General features: G+C 72.8%; 9 protein-coding genes. 5 read left to right on the forward strand and 4 right to left on the reverse strand.

The features are described from left to right. The first annotated feature begins 21 nt into the window (after nt 1-21). From BGP73_RS13580 to BGP73_RS13600, 5 genes are all read left to right on the forward strand, one after another. Nucleotides 22-3843, forward strand: a complete 3822-nt coding sequence (locus BGP73_RS13580) for a putative baseplate assembly protein (RefSeq protein WP_069814590.1) — start codon at nt 22-24, stop codon at nt 3841-3843. 91 nt (nt 3844-3934) lie between these two features. Beyond that, the gene (locus BGP73_RS13585; RefSeq protein WP_069814591.1) at nt 3935-6163 is read left to right on the forward strand and encodes a hypothetical protein; all 2229 of its coding nucleotides are present in this window, start codon (nt 3935-3937) and stop codon (nt 6161-6163) included. Between the two features lie 143 nt (nt 6164-6306). Then, nucleotides 6307-7902 carry a DUF6519 domain-containing protein gene (locus BGP73_RS13590; RefSeq protein WP_069814592.1) on the forward strand — a complete coding sequence of 532 codons (1596 nt, stop codon included), beginning with the start codon at nt 6307-6309 and terminating at the stop codon, nt 7900-7902. 82 nt (nt 7903-7984) lie between these two features. Next, nucleotides 7985-8866, forward strand: coding sequence for a peptidoglycan-binding protein (locus tag BGP73_RS13595; RefSeq protein ID WP_069814593.1), 882 nt, complete (start codon nt 7985-7987; stop codon nt 8864-8866). A gap of 359 nt (nt 8867-9225) precedes the next feature. After that, nucleotides 9226-10176, forward strand: coding sequence for a hypothetical protein (locus BGP73_RS13600; RefSeq protein WP_069814804.1), 951 nt, complete (start codon nt 9226-9228; stop codon nt 10174-10176). Nucleotides 10177-10279: 103 nt separating this feature from the next. On the opposite strand, the gene BGP73_RS13605 is transcribed toward BGP73_RS13600, so the two are convergent. The 4 genes from BGP73_RS13605 to BGP73_RS13620 all read right to left on the reverse strand — a co-directional run bounded on the left by BGP73_RS13605 (nt 10280) and on the right by BGP73_RS13620 (nt 13890). Next, complete coding sequence (locus BGP73_RS13605; protein ID WP_069814594.1) at nt 10280-10816, reverse strand: SRPBCC family protein; 537 nt, start codon at nt 10814-10816, stop codon at nt 10280-10282. 282 nt (nt 10817-11098) lie between these two features. Beyond that, nucleotides 11099-11635, reverse strand: a complete 537-nt coding sequence (locus BGP73_RS13610) for a hypothetical protein (protein ID WP_069814595.1) — start codon at nt 11633-11635, stop codon at nt 11099-11101. A gap of 366 nt (nt 11636-12001) precedes the next feature. Beyond that, nucleotides 12002-13255, reverse strand: a complete 1254-nt coding sequence (locus BGP73_RS13615; RefSeq protein WP_069814596.1) for an MFS transporter — start codon at nt 13253-13255, stop codon at nt 12002-12004. Nucleotides 13256-13314: 59 nt separating this feature from the next. Further along, the gene (locus BGP73_RS13620) at nt 13315-13890 is read right to left on the reverse strand and encodes a helix-turn-helix domain-containing protein (protein ID WP_069814597.1); all 576 of its coding nucleotides are present in this window, start codon (nt 13888-13890) and stop codon (nt 13315-13317) included. Between the last annotated feature and the right edge of the window lie 25 nt (nt 13891-13915).

Genomic DNA, 13915 nt, shown 5'->3' on the forward strand with positions numbered 1-13915 from the left:
GCCCACCTCGGAGGTGAACCCATGAACGGCACACCCGGACACGGGGGTTGCGGCTGCGGCTGCGACGGTGAGGGCACCGCCCCCGAGCGGCGGCCGAGCGCCGAACGTCGCGCCCCGGCCGCCCCGCACAACCCGCCCGGCCGCACCGCCCTGGACTACCGGGTGGGCGACCACGGCTCGTTCCTGGCCGCGATGCTCGACCGGCTGGCCTCCCCCGCCTATCCGGCGCTGCGCGGCCTGACCGCGCGGACCCCCGACGACCCGGCGATCGCGCTGCTGGACTCCTGGGCGGTCCTCGGCGACCTGCTGACCTTCCACTCCGAGCGGATCGCCGACGAGGGCTACCTGCGCACCGCCGAGGACCACTCCTCCCTGCTGCGGCTGGGGCGGCTGGTGGGACACCGGCCCCGCCCGGGACTGGCCGCCGGCACCCACCTCGCCTACACCGTGGACCGAGACCCGCGCAGCCGCGAGGACGTGCCGGTGCTGATTCCGCGAGGTTCGCGCAGCCACAGCGTGCCGGCCTCCTCGGAGGAGGCCACCCACACCTTCGAGACCGCCGAGGACCTGACCGCCCGCTGGTCGTGGAACGAACTGGCGGTGCGCCGCCGCCGCCCGGCCCCGCTCACCCCGGACGACCTCCGGGAGCGGTCGGAGATCCATGTCGCCTCCACCACGACCGGGCTCTCCGTCGGCGACCAGCTGCTCTTCGTCTTCGGCGGGGACGCCGCCGAAGACGAAGAGCACGGTGGGCGGCTGCTGCTGCCGGTGCGGCGGGTCCGCGTCGACGGGGAGAGCGACACCACCGCCATCGGGCTCCCGGTCTCCGCCCCTCCCTCACTGCGGGAGCTGGTCGGCGAACTCCAGCGGTGGATCACCCCGGGCGGGGACGCCCCCGCGCCGCGGCCGGTCGGCAGCGCGCTGGCCGAGGACTTCGACGAGCAGGTGCTGGCGCAGCTCCGCGCCGACCTGGAACTCCTGGACACCCCCGCGAAGTTCGCCCGCCGACTGGACGGCCCGGTGCGGCGGCTGTGGGAGGCGCAGGCGCTCGCCGCCGGCCACCGGGAGGCCGGGGACTGGTTCGAACGGTTGAACGCCGTCTTCGTCGACCTCCAGGAACGCGCGGCGAGACTCGAACCGCAACTCGCGACCGCGCCCACCGCACCGGACGCCTCCGCGATCCCGGCCGACCCGGCCGCCTCCGCGGACCCGCCCCTGGGCGCCGCCGCGCAGGCACTGGCCGCACTGCTGCCCGCGCTCCGCGCCGGGGCCGGCGGCCACCGGCCCGGGCCGCCCGCGGCGGCCCCCCGCGACCCGGCGCGGCTCTTCGGCCCGGAGTCCGACCTCGGCGCCCGACTTCTGTCAGCCCTCGACCCGGAGCTCTCCCGCGAGCTCTACCCGGCCTGGCGGGCGGCCCCGCCGGCCGCCTCCCCGGCCCTCAGCGAACTGCTGGCGCTACGGGTGAAGGCGGCACCGTTCGGATCGACCGCCCCGCTGAAGTCGGTGCAGGACGAACGCGGGCGGATCATCCGGCAGACCGACTGGCCGCTGACCGGGGCCGCGCTGACCACCATGCGGGTGCGTTACGACCCCGCCGGACGGGCGCCGGTGCGGGCGGAGTTCGTCCACGCCGAGGCCGCCGGAGCGACCCAGCACACCGAGAACCTGCCCTCGGACACCGAGTTCCCGCTCGGTCCCGGACGGGTGCGGCTGTCCACCCGCACCGGCCAGGACAACGACCTGGGCTGGCTCAGCAGGCGCCCCACCGACTCCCAGGAGCCGGGCGTGACCGCCGTGCTCCTCGCCGAACTGCCCGAGCTGACGCTGTTCGTCTCCCGGCCCGACGAGGACGGCGGCGTGCAGGTCGCCGTGCAGAACGGCGAGCCGCTGGACTGGCGGCTGGCGCCCGGAGACCGGGAGCAGGTGCGGTACGGCGGGTACGAGGTGACGGTCAGCCACACCACCGCCGGGGAACCACCGGTCGTGGAGATCGCCCTCGCCACCCTCCCGGACCCCGTCCACCGGAACGTCCTCGCCCTGGACACCGTCCACGAGCGGATCACCCCCGGCAGCTGGGTGGCGATCGAACGCCCCGGCAAGGGAGCGGAGAACGGCATCCCCGGCGACCCGGCGCTCGCCTCGGTCACCACCAGGGTCGTCGAGGCGCGCACCGTCTCCTACACCCGCTACGGCATCACCGGCCGCGGCACCGAACTCACCCTCGCCGAACCCTGGCTGGACGAACACGACGTACTGCTCTCCCACATCCGCGGCACCACCGTGCACGCGGCCGGCGAACCGCTGCGCCCCGCCGACGAGCCACTGGCCGAGGACGTCGGCGGCCACCGGATCGAACTCGCCGAGCTGCACGAGGGGCTGCGGCCCGGCCGCACCCTGGTCTTCTCCGGCGAGCGGACGGACATCCCCGGGGCGTCGGGGGTGCGCGGCACCGAACTCGCCGTGATCGCCGAGGTCGAGCAGCGGCTCGACCCGGAGCTGCCCGGCGACCACGTCCACACCGTGCTCACCCTCACCGCCGACCTCAGCCACCGCTACCGCCGGGAGACCCTGCTCATCCAGGGCAACGTGGTGCCCGCCACGCACGGCGAGAGCCGCGACGAAGCCATCGGCAGCGGTGACGCGGGGCGGGCCAACCAGACGTTCACCCTCTGGCAGGCTCCGCTGACCTGGCTGCCGGCGGACAACCCGCTGGGCGCCGAACCGGCCCTGGAGGTCCGCGTCGACGGCCTGCTCTGGCACCCGGTGGACAGCCTCGCCGGGCGCAGCCCGCGCGAGCGCGTCTACGTCATCGGCGCCGCCGGGGACGGCCGCACCACGGTGACCTTCGGCGACGGGCGGCAGGGGGCGCGACTGCCCTCCGGGCATGAGAACGTCCGCGCCCGCTACCGGTTCGGCACCGGCGGCGCCGCCAACATCGCCGCCGGCCGGATCACCCAGGCCGTCACCCGGCCGCTGGGCGTCACCGCCGTCACCAACCCGCTGCCGGCCACCGGCGGCGCCGAAGCCGACGGACCGGACCTGACCCGGCGCACCGTCCCGCTCGCCGTCTCCGCCCTCGACCGCCTCGTCTCCGTCTCCGACTACGAGGACTTCACCCGCTCCCGGGCCGGCATCGGCCGGGCCGCCGCGCGCGAACTGTACGACGGGCGGCGGCAGGTGCTCCATCTGACCGTCGCCGGCGCCGAGGACGCGCCGATCGGCGTCAGCGGCGATCTGCTGCACTCGCTGCGCGCCTCGCTCGGCACCTACGGGGACGCGCGGCTGCCCGTCCGGGTCGACGTGCGGGAACTCGTGCTGCTGCTGCTGGTGGCCAGGGTGAAGGTGGCCCGCGACCACTCCTGGGAGGTGGTCCGCCCCCGGCTGCGGGCCGCCCTGCTGCACCGCCTGGGTTTCCCCTGCCGGGACCTGGGCCAGCCGGCCCGGCTGTCGGAGGTGCTGGCGACTGCCCAGGCGGTGCCCGGCGTCGACCACCTGGCAGTCGACGTCTTCTCCGGAGTGCCCGCCTCCACCACCCCGCGCGGGCTCGCCCGGCTGGCCGCCGGACTCCGGCCTCCGCGGCAGACCGTCCCGGCCCGGCTCGCCGAGTACGACGAGCAGGTGCACACGGTCACCGCCGAGGCGGGGGAGACGCTCAGCGCCGTCGCCGGCCGCCACGGCATCCCGCTGACCGAACTGCTCCGCCTCAACCCCGACATCACCGACACCCGGCCGCTGGAGCGGGGCCGCTCGGTGTTCGTCTTCCGCGGCATCCGGCCGGCACAGCTCGCGCTGTTCGCCCCGGAGGTGGCGGACACGCTGATTCTGACGGAGGAAGCCTCGTGAGGAGCACACCCCCACCGACCGGACCGGCGCACCGGGCGGGTGCCGGCGACACCACCCGCGGGCCGGCCGCCACCGACGAGAGGACCCGGCGATGAGCAGGGAACCGGACGGGCTGGCCGAACTCCTCCCGCAGTGGCACCGCCTGCGGGACGCCGAACAGGCCGAGGGGACCGCCGGGAGCGAACCCCTGCGCGCCCTGCTCGCGGTCATCGCCGAGCAGGTGGACCGGGTGCGCACCGGAGTCGAACAGGGCTACGACGACTGGTTCGTGGAGACCGCCGCCGACTGGGTGCTGCCGTACCTCGGCGACCTGGTCGGCTACCGGCCGTTGGCCGGCTACGAACGGGTACTCGCCGCCGGGCTGCGCGACGGCGGCCCGGCGGACACCTCGCGGCAGCGCCTGGCCCGGGCCCTCGCCCCGCGCGCCGACGTCGCCGCCACCGTGGCCAACCGGCGCCGCAAGGGCACGCTCCACTTGCTGGAGGAGCTCGCCCGGAGCTCCGCCGGCTGGCCGGCCCGGGCCGTCGAACTCTCCCGGCTCGTCTCCCACCAGCAACCGGTCCGGCTCTACGGGCCGGACACCGGCGCGGACGAGACGGCGAACCGGCGGCGGCGCTCCCGAGGCCGCCTCGCCGACCTGCGCGACAGCTCCGCGCTCGACCTCACCGGCGGCCCCTTCGGCACGGTGGCCCGCACCGTCGACGTACGGCGCGCGGCGTCCGGCCGCACCGCCTCCACCCGCACCACGGGCGGGCTCACCCCGGCCGGGGTCGGGCTGTTCGTGTGGCGGCTACGGCCCTACCCGGTGACCCGCGCCCCCGCCTACTGCGTCGACCGGGCCCGCAACCTCTACACCTTCTCCATCCTGGGGAACGACACCCCGCTGGTCACCCGGCCCGAGCCGGAGCCGTCCGCCACCCACATCGCCACCATCGACAACGTGCCCGCGTACATCAGCCGCAGACAGCTCCACGACCGGCCGGCGGACTACTACGGACCGGGCAAGAGCCTCACCGTCTGGCGCGACGGCCGGCGGGAACCGGTGCCGCCCGCCGACATCGTGGTGGCCGACCTCAGCGACTGGCGCTACCGGCCCGCCCGCGGGCAGGTGGTGGTCGACCCCGAACTCGGCCGGATCGCCTTCGGCTCCCGAACCGCCCCCCGGCGGGGCGTCTGGGTCAGCTACCACCACGCCTTCGCCGACGATCTGGGCGGCGGCGAGTACGACCGGCCGGACCGCGTCCGCCGGCCGTCCGGCGACCAGCGCGGCGGCGCCCGGACCTACGCGGTCGGGCCGGGCCGCCCACACCAGCGGATCATGGACGCCTACGCGGCCTGGCGGCGCGACCGCCGCGCCGGCGAGTGCGGCCCCGACGGCATCATCGAGATCACCCACAGCGGCGCCTACCAGGAGCAGTTGGACTTCGACCTCGACCCCGGCGACCGGCTGGAGCTGCGCGCGGCCGAGGGCACCCGGCCGGTGATCCGGCTCCTGGACTGGTACAGCAACCGCCCCGACGCCCTCAACATCCGCGCCCCGCGGGACTGCGAGCCGGGCCGGGAGCCGCGCATCGTGCTGGACGGCCTGCTGGTCAGCGGGCGCGGGCTGAACGTCACCGGGCCGGTCGGCTCGGTCGTCATCCGGCACTGCACCCTGGTGCCCGGCTGGTCGCTGGAGCCGCGGTGCGAGCCGCACTCACCGGAGGAGCCCAGCCTCGTCCTGGAGCGCACCACCGCCTGCGTCCAGATCGAGCGGAGCATCCTCGGCACCATCCTGGTGATCGGCGACGAGGTGAGCACCGACCCGCTGCCCATCCACATCCGCGACAGCGTCCTCGACGCCACCGGGCACCAGTCGGAGGCGCTCTCCGCACCGGACTGCCGGCACGCGCACGCCGTGCTGCACGCCCACCGCACCACCGTCATCGGCGAAGTGCACACGCACGCCGTCGAGATCGGGGAGAACAGCGTCTTCACCGGGCGGATGCACGTCGCCCGCCGCGGGATCGGCTGCCTCCGCCACTCGTACGTGCCACCCGGCTCGCGCACCCCGCGGCGGCACCGCTGCCAACCCGACCTGGTGGGGGCGGACGGGGCCGGCCGGGTGCGCCCGCTGTTCGCCAGCGAGCGGTACGGCACCCCCGACTACGGCCAACTGGCCGCCGGCTGCGCCCCGGAGATCGTCCGAGGGGCGGAGGACGGCGCCTCGATGGGCGCCTTCCACGACCTCTACCTGCCGCAGCGTGAGGACAGCCTGCGCGCGCGGCTGGCCGAGTACAGCCCCGCCGACACCGATGCGGGGGTCCTCTTCGTGACCTGACACCCACCGCCGGGATCCGGCAGCAGCGGCGCCCCGGATCCCACCGACCGCCCGATTCCCACCCGTCCGCAGGAAGCGGCAGCCCGAGTCCGACCCGGCAGCCCGACGCAGCCTCAACGAACCATCCGAGGGGGACCCTTTCCATGCACGCCGATCTCTCCCGTGTGACCCACCGCCCCGAGCGGCACTACTCGGCGGTCGTCGCCCAGCAGGGCCGGGTGCAACTCGACGCCGACGCCAACGAACAGGCGGCGATCCAGTTGCACCAGGCCCGCACCCTCACCGCCGACCTGCTCGGGCAGCACGGCGGCCCGGCCGGGGCCACCGGCTTCGCCGTCGACTTCCGGGGCGGCAGCCGGGAGTTGGACGACCTGACCATCGGCGGCGGCCGGTACTACGTCGACGGCATCTGCTGCGACGCCACCCGCCCGGCACCGGACGAGGCCGTCGAGGAGCCCCCCGGCGCGGACCGCCCCGCCCCGGACGGGCAGGACGGCGACGCCCACGCCGGCGGCAAGGGCGACGGCCGGCCCCGGACCACCGCGGACCCGAGCGCCCCCGCCGACTGGACCTACTGGGACCAGCCCGACGCCTACCGGGACCCGGAGCGGCCCGGCGACCGGCTGCCCACCGAATACCCGTACCTCGCCTACCTGAAGGTCTGGGAACGACTGGTGACCGCCGCCGAGGACCCGGCACTGCGCGAGGTGGCGCTCGGCTCCGCCACACCCGACACCACCGCCCGGGTCAAGGTCGTCTGGCAGGTGCTGCCGCTGCCCGGCTCCGAACTGGAGCTGCCCGACGGCGAGAGCGACAAGGACACGGTGCGCGCGGCCTTCCGCCGGTGGGCGGAGGAGCAGTCGGCGCACGGCTCCAGGCTCGCGGCCCGGAGCCACCGCCCCGACCACGCCGACGAGCACCCCTGCCTGGTGGGGCCGGACGCCCGCTACCGCGGGCCGGAGAACCAGCTCTACCGGGTGGAGGTCCACCGGGGCGGTTCCGCGGGAGAGGCCACCTTCAAGTGGTCCCGGGAGAACGGCTCGGTGGTCTTCCCGGTCGACGCACTCGACGGCACCTGGGTGGAGCTGGCCTCTCTCGGGCAGGACGACAAACTGGACCTGACCGTCGGCGACCGGGTGGAGTTCTGCGACACCGCCTACCTCAGCCGGGGAGAGCCGCAGCCGCTGCTGCGCGTCGAGGAGCTGGACCTGCCCGGCCGGCGGGTGCGGCTCTCCGAGGAGCCGGCCCCCGGCGTCGGCCGCCGCCCCGAACTCCACCCGTTCCTCCGCCGCTGGGACCAGCCGGAGGACGCCGGGCGCACCCACCGCGGCGACCGCGGCGGTCGGCTCCGGCACGGCGCCGTCCGGATCGAGGAGGGCGAGTGGCTGCCGCTGGAGGACGGTGTCGAGGTCTACTTCGCGGCCGGCGGCAGCTATCGGAGCGGGGAGTACTGGCTGGTGCCCGCCCGGACCGCCACCGGGACGGTGGAGTGGCCGGTCAACGCCGCCCGCAAGCCGCTGCTGCGCGGGCCGCTGGGCGTCCGGGTGCACTACGCGCCGCTGGCCTGGGTGATGGGCGAGGGCACCCCCTCGGACCTGCGGCTGGCCTTCCCGCCGCTGGCCACCGCGATCCCCGCCGCGAGCGAGGAGGAGCTGGCCGCGGAGGCGGAGGTCGAGGCGGAGGCGGCGGCGCTGGCGGCGGAGGAGGAAGCGGGCGCGGAGCCCGGAGCAGGGAACTGAGGGCCTGCGGCCCCCGCCCGGACCGACGCGAGCGGGGGCCGCTGCCGAGCCGTGAGGTACGTCCGAGAGGAGCAACCCGACGATGGCAACACCACTGACCGCCGCCCGCCTGGTCAAGGCGCTGCGGGAGGAAGGTCTCGAAGTCCACGAGTACCGTGACTGGCGCTCGCACAACCGCAACCACAAGGGGCCCTGGGGACCGGTCAACGGCGTCATGATCCACCACACCGTCACCAAGGGCACCAGCAGCAGCGTGGAACTCTGCTACCGGGGCCACTCCGCGCTGCCGGGACCGCTGTGCCACGGCGTGATCGACAAGGCCGGCGCGGTGCACCTGGTGGGCAACGGCCGCGCCAACCACGCCGGCCTGGGTGACGGGGACGTCCTCCGGGCGGTCATCGGTGAGAAGAAGCTCCCCAAGGACAACGAGGCGGACACCGACGGCAACCGCCACTTCTACGGCTTCGAGTGCGTCAACCTCGGAGACGGCAAGGACCCCTGGCCGGAGGCGCAGAAGCTGGCGATCGAGAAGGTCTCGGCCGCCATCTGCCGGGCGCACGGCTGGAACGAGAAGTCCGTGATCGGCCACCTCGAATGGCAGCCCGGCAAGATCGACCCGCGCGGCTTCGCCATGAGCACCATGCGCAAGCGGATCGCCAAGCGGCTCGGCGGCAAACCGGACGGCCCCACCGCGCCCGCGCCCAAGCCGCCGGCCAGCCACGAACCGTTCCCCGGCGCCGCTTTCTTCCGCGAAGGCCGCAACAGCAAGATCATCACCGCCATGGGGAAGCGGCTCGTGGCCCAGGGCTGCAGCCGCTACCAGGTGGGGCCAGGCCCGAACTGGACGGAGGCGGACCGGAAGTCCTACGCCGCCTGGCAGCGGAAGCTCGGCTACTCGGGGAAGGACGCGGACGGCATCCCGGGCAGCGCCAGCTGGAAGAAGCTCAAGGTGCCGAAGGTCTGAGGGCAGCCATCCCGGCCGGGCAGCGTATGCATCGAACCTCAGGGACGCGCTCCAGTGCCTCCGGTGTGCTTCCGGGTGAACACGGCAAACCTCGCCTGCCGCCCCATTACGCACGAGAGCCGTGAACCAGAAGTTTCCCACCGTGCGAAAGGCCTGAAGTCAATCCGGTTCGGTGCCCTGGATCGTCAACAGCGAGCGTCGGCAACAGTGTTACCCCAAATGCGCTCGGGCCCCGTTGTCAGTGGTGCGTGCGACGATGCTGGCATCTGGAAAACGAGGGATGGGGGACAGCGGTGAAAACTGTTGTGAAGCAGGGCCTTACCAATCACGTCGCGCTCGTGCTGGACCGCAGCTACAGCATGCAGGGGCACCGGGACGCGGTTATCGCCGCCGTCGACGAGCAGATTTCCGAGCTTGCCAGGATGTCCCAGGAGATGGACCAGGAAACCCGGGTCACCGTCGTCATCTTCGACGACAACGTCGACGTCCTGATATACGACAAGGACGTACTGCGGCTACCGTCGATCAGGGAGTACTACGAACCCCGTGGTCGTACCGCTCTGGTCGATGCGACGCTTCTCGCGTTGGATGACCTGTCGGACATCCCTGAGAAATACGCCGACCACGCCTTCATGGCCGTCTGCCTGACGGACGGCATGGAGAACGCTTCGAAGAACAAGCCGTCCACCCTGTCGCAGCGGGTCTCCAAGCTCCCCGACAACTGGACCGTAGCCGCCCTCGTCCCCGACGCCAGAGGCGAGAACTACGCCCAGAAGTGCGGCTTCCCGCCCGGCAACATCGCCATCTGGGACGCCTCCTCGTCGGTCGGTTTCGATCAGGCGGCTTCGACGATCCAGCGCGCCACCGAAACATTCATGAGGAACCGGGCCGCGGGCATCCGCTCCAGCACCTCCGTCTTCTCCACCGGCGCCGACACGGTCAACAAGGAAAGCATCCAGGCAGCCGACCTCAAGCCGCTGAGCCCGAAGGAATACGTACTGGTACCGGTGACGCGGGACGCTCCGGTCAAGGCCTGGGTGGAGGAGGAGTGCGGCCGCCAGTACCGCGTCGGCAAGGCCTACTACGAGCTGATGAAGACCGAGACAATCCAGGGCAACAAAGCACTCGCCGTGGTGGAGAAAAGTACCGGAAGCGTGTTCACCGGAGATTCCGTGCGGGGAATCCTGGGGCTCGGCCGGACCTCCGTCCGGGTCAAGCCGGACCATAATGAGCAGTACAAGATCTTCGTGCAGTCCACCAGCGTCAACCGCAAGCTCAAGGCGGGCACGCAACTCCTGCTCATGAACTGAAAGAAGACCTCATGAATGCCTCTCCGGCCCCGGAGGGGCATTCCGTTTCAGCACCGCGCCAGGCTGCCGCGGGATATTCCAGAAGTGATCCTGCGAGGCGAGGTCAGCCGGAGGTCTCCTCCCGCTCTGCCGCCGCCTTGAGGCGACCGAGCAGCGTGGACAGTTCACGCTCCAGCTTCCCGCTGCTGAAGAGCAGGGCGAGCAGCGGCGCGGACATGGACTCCTCACTGCGTACCATCGTGCCGCCGTCGGGCAGTTCCTCGAAGGTGTTCCGGTGCACAGCTCTGATCCCGAGGGTGACACCGGTCCAGGAAAGCTCGCGGCACGGTTCGGCGACAGCGATCTGCGACCTGATCCGCATGCCGTTGTTCACCCAGGTGAAGCCCGTACCGCAAGCCACCGGAGTGGCGGTGGGCCCGTCAGCGGATTCCTCGCCCACTACGGCGACGGACTTGATCGACGGATTCCAGGCCGGCCAGCCGGACAGCCCCGCGAGTAGCTCCCAGACCCGTTCCACGGGGGCGTCGATCCGTTCCTCCGCCGCGGCCCGCACCGGAGCGTCGGGATCGGTACGCCCGCGGAGCGCGTAGTCACGGCGTAGTTCACCGAGGGGTGGTCCGAAGGAAAACATCCTGGTCATCAACGTCCCTTTCGCTGCAGCGCGGAAGTCTCGGAGCCACAGACCGGGATCAGAGGTGACGCCTTGCCTTGGTGCGGCTGGGACATCAGAGCAGACGCGCTGAAGAGCCTGTCCGATCAACGATCCCATGCGGGGGTGACTTCCCGTACCCGCAGGCCGTGTTCGCCTGCCCCTTCCCGCGAACACACACCGGCCCCCGGGTCCTCAGCTTGGCGCCGATGAGACGGGGCGGTTGTCGGCTGCCCAGGACCGCACTCGCTGCCGAGCCAGTTCCCGGTGTCATCACCGCCGGTCGTTGGCGAAACGGCGCAGGAGCAGGTCCGACCCCGGGCCGGGACCGTCGTGCAGGGAGTAGAAGCCGAGGTCGTAGCCGGAGCGGATGACGTCGTCGTGGGCTTCGGTGAGGATGACCCGGGTGCGGTCCGCGTCCTTGTTGAGTGCGGCGGGGTCTTCGAAAGCGTAGACGGTCCAGATCGAGCCGACGGTGAACCGGTCCAGGGAGTCGGGCGCGACTATGTCGGCGATGGTCGATTCGACGGCCGTGCCGTTGATGTCGAGGGTGACGGTGAGGAGTTCGTAGGGGCCGATCTCACTCTCGGGATCCGGATCGGTGTTGTAGCCGCGGCGCCCGGTCACAGTTGCCCGGCGAGGTGTCCGGTCGAGAGCCGGGAGCGTCTTGCGGTAACCCCTCGTCAGGATCACGGGTACCGCGAAGCAGAACGCGAGCAGTCCGACGATGTACCGCTCCATCCACGACGACGGAGGGTCGCGGAAGAATCCGATGACCAGCCAGGCCAGTAGCGCGAAAGCGATGCTCATCACAGTCTTGTTCAGTGACCGGTCCGCGCCACGCCGCTGCCGGGCGTCGGGCAGATCGCTCGTCCCCGAACGCGCCGGCTCCTGGTCGCTCCCCACCTGAACCCCCCTTGATGCTGCTGAGCGACAGGATATTCCTCGTCCGAGAACGACGACAGGGCGTACTGTGGGCGGTGCAGAGCACCGGCTCGGCCCGTGAGACCTCCGCGCCGTCTCACTCTGCCGCATGGCCATGCGGCACGGCACCCGGGTGTCGTCAGGAGGAGACCGCGCCCGGCGCGGCCGGGCTTTCGGAGCGGAGGCGCTCGCCGACCGTCATGGAGACGGTCTTGCTGAGCCTCGGTGTTCGGCAGGGCGCCGCAGGGGGCTTCAGCAGTCGGTGAGCGAACCGCGCTTTCCGCCTCTTGTGCGCCGGCGGACGCCTGCGGGGCGGCCGGCGGCCGGCCGGTCACCGGCGAGGAGCACCGCGAGGAACGCCGTCGCCATCGCGGCGGACAACACGGTGAAGCCGGTGGAGAAGGTGGCTGCGTGGGCGGCCAGGCCGAGCGTCAGCGCTCCGACGCCGGTGCCCGCGTCGTAGCCGATGTTCCATGCGACGGACGTCGTGTGCCGGTTCTCCGTGCCGGCGTGGTCGAACGCCTGGACCAGGGTGACGCTCTGCAAGCCCCCGTAGGCGACTCCCAGCAGGAGCAGCCCGGTCAGGAGGAGGGGGATGGCGACGGACTCCGATCCGATGGTCACGGCGATCAGCAGCAGGCCCGCGCAGGCGGCCAGGGTGAGGACGCAGTTGATCGGCCTCGGGGCGATCCGGTCCGCCAGGTATCCGCAGCCCCAGCGGGCCGCTGCGGCGGTCGCGGTGAGGGCGAGGAGGCTCGCGGCGGCCAGCACCGGGCTGGCGGTGAACTGGGGCGCGAAGGTGAGTACCGCGCCGCCCGCCGCCGTCACCGTGAGCAGTACGGCGAGTGGCAGCAGGATGCGCCGAAGCACCGTGGTCGAGGGCGCGGTGGGCTGCTGGCGGTCGGCGTGGGGGGCGGGGCTGTCGGCGCGGGCTTCGACAGCGCGGCCGAGGGCGGGCGTCCAGGGCAGCGCCAGCACGGGAACGACCGCGCAGGCGATGATGGCGGGGAGGGAGAACGCGCCCACGAGCCAGGGTCCCGCCGGAGTGAGGACGACCTGGGGGAGGGCGACTGCGAGGCCGTAGAGGCCGATCGCCGCCCCCTGGCGCCCCCGCGGGGCCAGTACGGCCGCGGCGGTGGACCCGCAGACGGTGATGATCCCGAAGCCCGCTCCACGGAACGCGGTGGTGAGCAGGATCGGCGGCAACTGGTCGCTGAGGGCCTGCAAGGGGGCGGGCAGGCCGAGCAGGATGGCGCCGAGGGCGAGCGTACGGGACCAGCCGAGCCTGCGCAGGGTGGCCTTGACGCAGAGTTGGGCGAGGACGGTCGCGGCCATCAGGACGGCGGTGACGAGTCCGGCGCCGAACTCGTCGGCTCCACCGCTGACGGCCCACGCCGGGGAGACCGGCAGCAGGAGGGCGAACCCCGAGAAGCAGCAGACCACCACCACCAGCAGGTGTGGGATGCCGGGTGCCCGTATGACGGACTCTCTGGCGCGTTGGGTCATGGAACTCAGGCCGTCCTCGATCTGCGGTGCGACGGTGGCGGGATGGGGCGGGGCGGTGGTCAGCCGGGGCCGGGTGGCAGGTGGACGGTCATGATCAGGTGGCAGGTCCCCTCACCGGCGCCGCGGTAGGTGTGGGGGACGTCGCCGTCGAAGGTGGCGGTCTGACCGGTTCCGACGGAATGCTCGACCCCGTCGATGACGAGGACCATCCGGCCCGCTGTGACGCTGACCGTCTCCACGACGCCGCCCTGGTGGGGGTGGCTGGGGTATTCCTCGCCGGGGCGGAGCCGCCAGCGCCAGACCTCGACCGGGGCCGGACCGGAGGTCGTCAGCATCAACCGGGCCTCGCTGCCCTGCGGCCCCGCCCACAGCGGCGGCACGGAGTCGGCGGACACGACACGGACGCGCTCCTGGGCCGCCCCCTCCATCAGCACGGACACCGAAACGCCGAGGGTGTCGGCCAGCCGGACCAGAGTGGCGAAGTTCGGATTCCCCTGCGCCTTCTCCAGGGCGAACAGCGAGCCCTTGCTGACCTTCGCGCGCCGGCCGAGTTCGTCCAGGGACAGCCCCGCGCGTGTGCGAGCGGTCCGGACGTTGTGCGCGAGCGTCCGCAGAGCCGCCTCGGTCTCCGCCATCAGTTCGCCCTTCTCTCCGTGGTTC

Origin of the sequence: Streptomyces sp. TP-A0874 (assembly GCF_001748085.1) — a bacterium.
Lineage (GTDB): Bacteria > Actinomycetota > Actinomycetes > Streptomycetales > Streptomycetaceae > Streptomyces.

Coding starts and splice junctions, on each gene's coding strand:
- BGP73_RS13580 (WP_069814590.1), top strand. CDS start 22: ATGAACGGCACACCCGGACACGGGGGTTGCGGCTGCGGCTGCGACGGT.
- BGP73_RS13620 (WP_069814597.1), bottom strand. CDS start 13,890: ATGGCGGAGACCGAGGCGGCTCTGCGGACGCTCGCGCACAACGTCCGG.
- BGP73_RS13595 (WP_069814593.1), top strand. CDS start 7,985: ATGGCAACACCACTGACCGCCGCCCGCCTGGTCAAGGCGCTGCGGGAG.
- BGP73_RS13590 (WP_069814592.1), top strand. CDS start 6,307: ATGCACGCCGATCTCTCCCGTGTGACCCACCGCCCCGAGCGGCACTAC.
- BGP73_RS13610 (WP_069814595.1), bottom strand. CDS start 11,635: ATGAGCATCGCTTTCGCGCTACTGGCCTGGCTGGTCATCGGATTCTTC.
- BGP73_RS13585 (WP_069814591.1), top strand. CDS start 3,935: ATGAGCAGGGAACCGGACGGGCTGGCCGAACTCCTCCCGCAGTGGCAC.
- BGP73_RS13615 (WP_069814596.1), bottom strand. CDS start 13,255: ATGACCCAACGCGCCAGAGAGTCCGTCATACGGGCACCCGGCATCCCA.
- BGP73_RS13600 (WP_069814804.1), top strand. CDS start 9,226: ATGCAGGGGCACCGGGACGCGGTTATCGCCGCCGTCGACGAGCAGATT.
- BGP73_RS13605 (WP_069814594.1), bottom strand. CDS start 10,816: ATGACCAGGATGTTTTCCTTCGGACCACCCCTCGGTGAACTACGCCGT.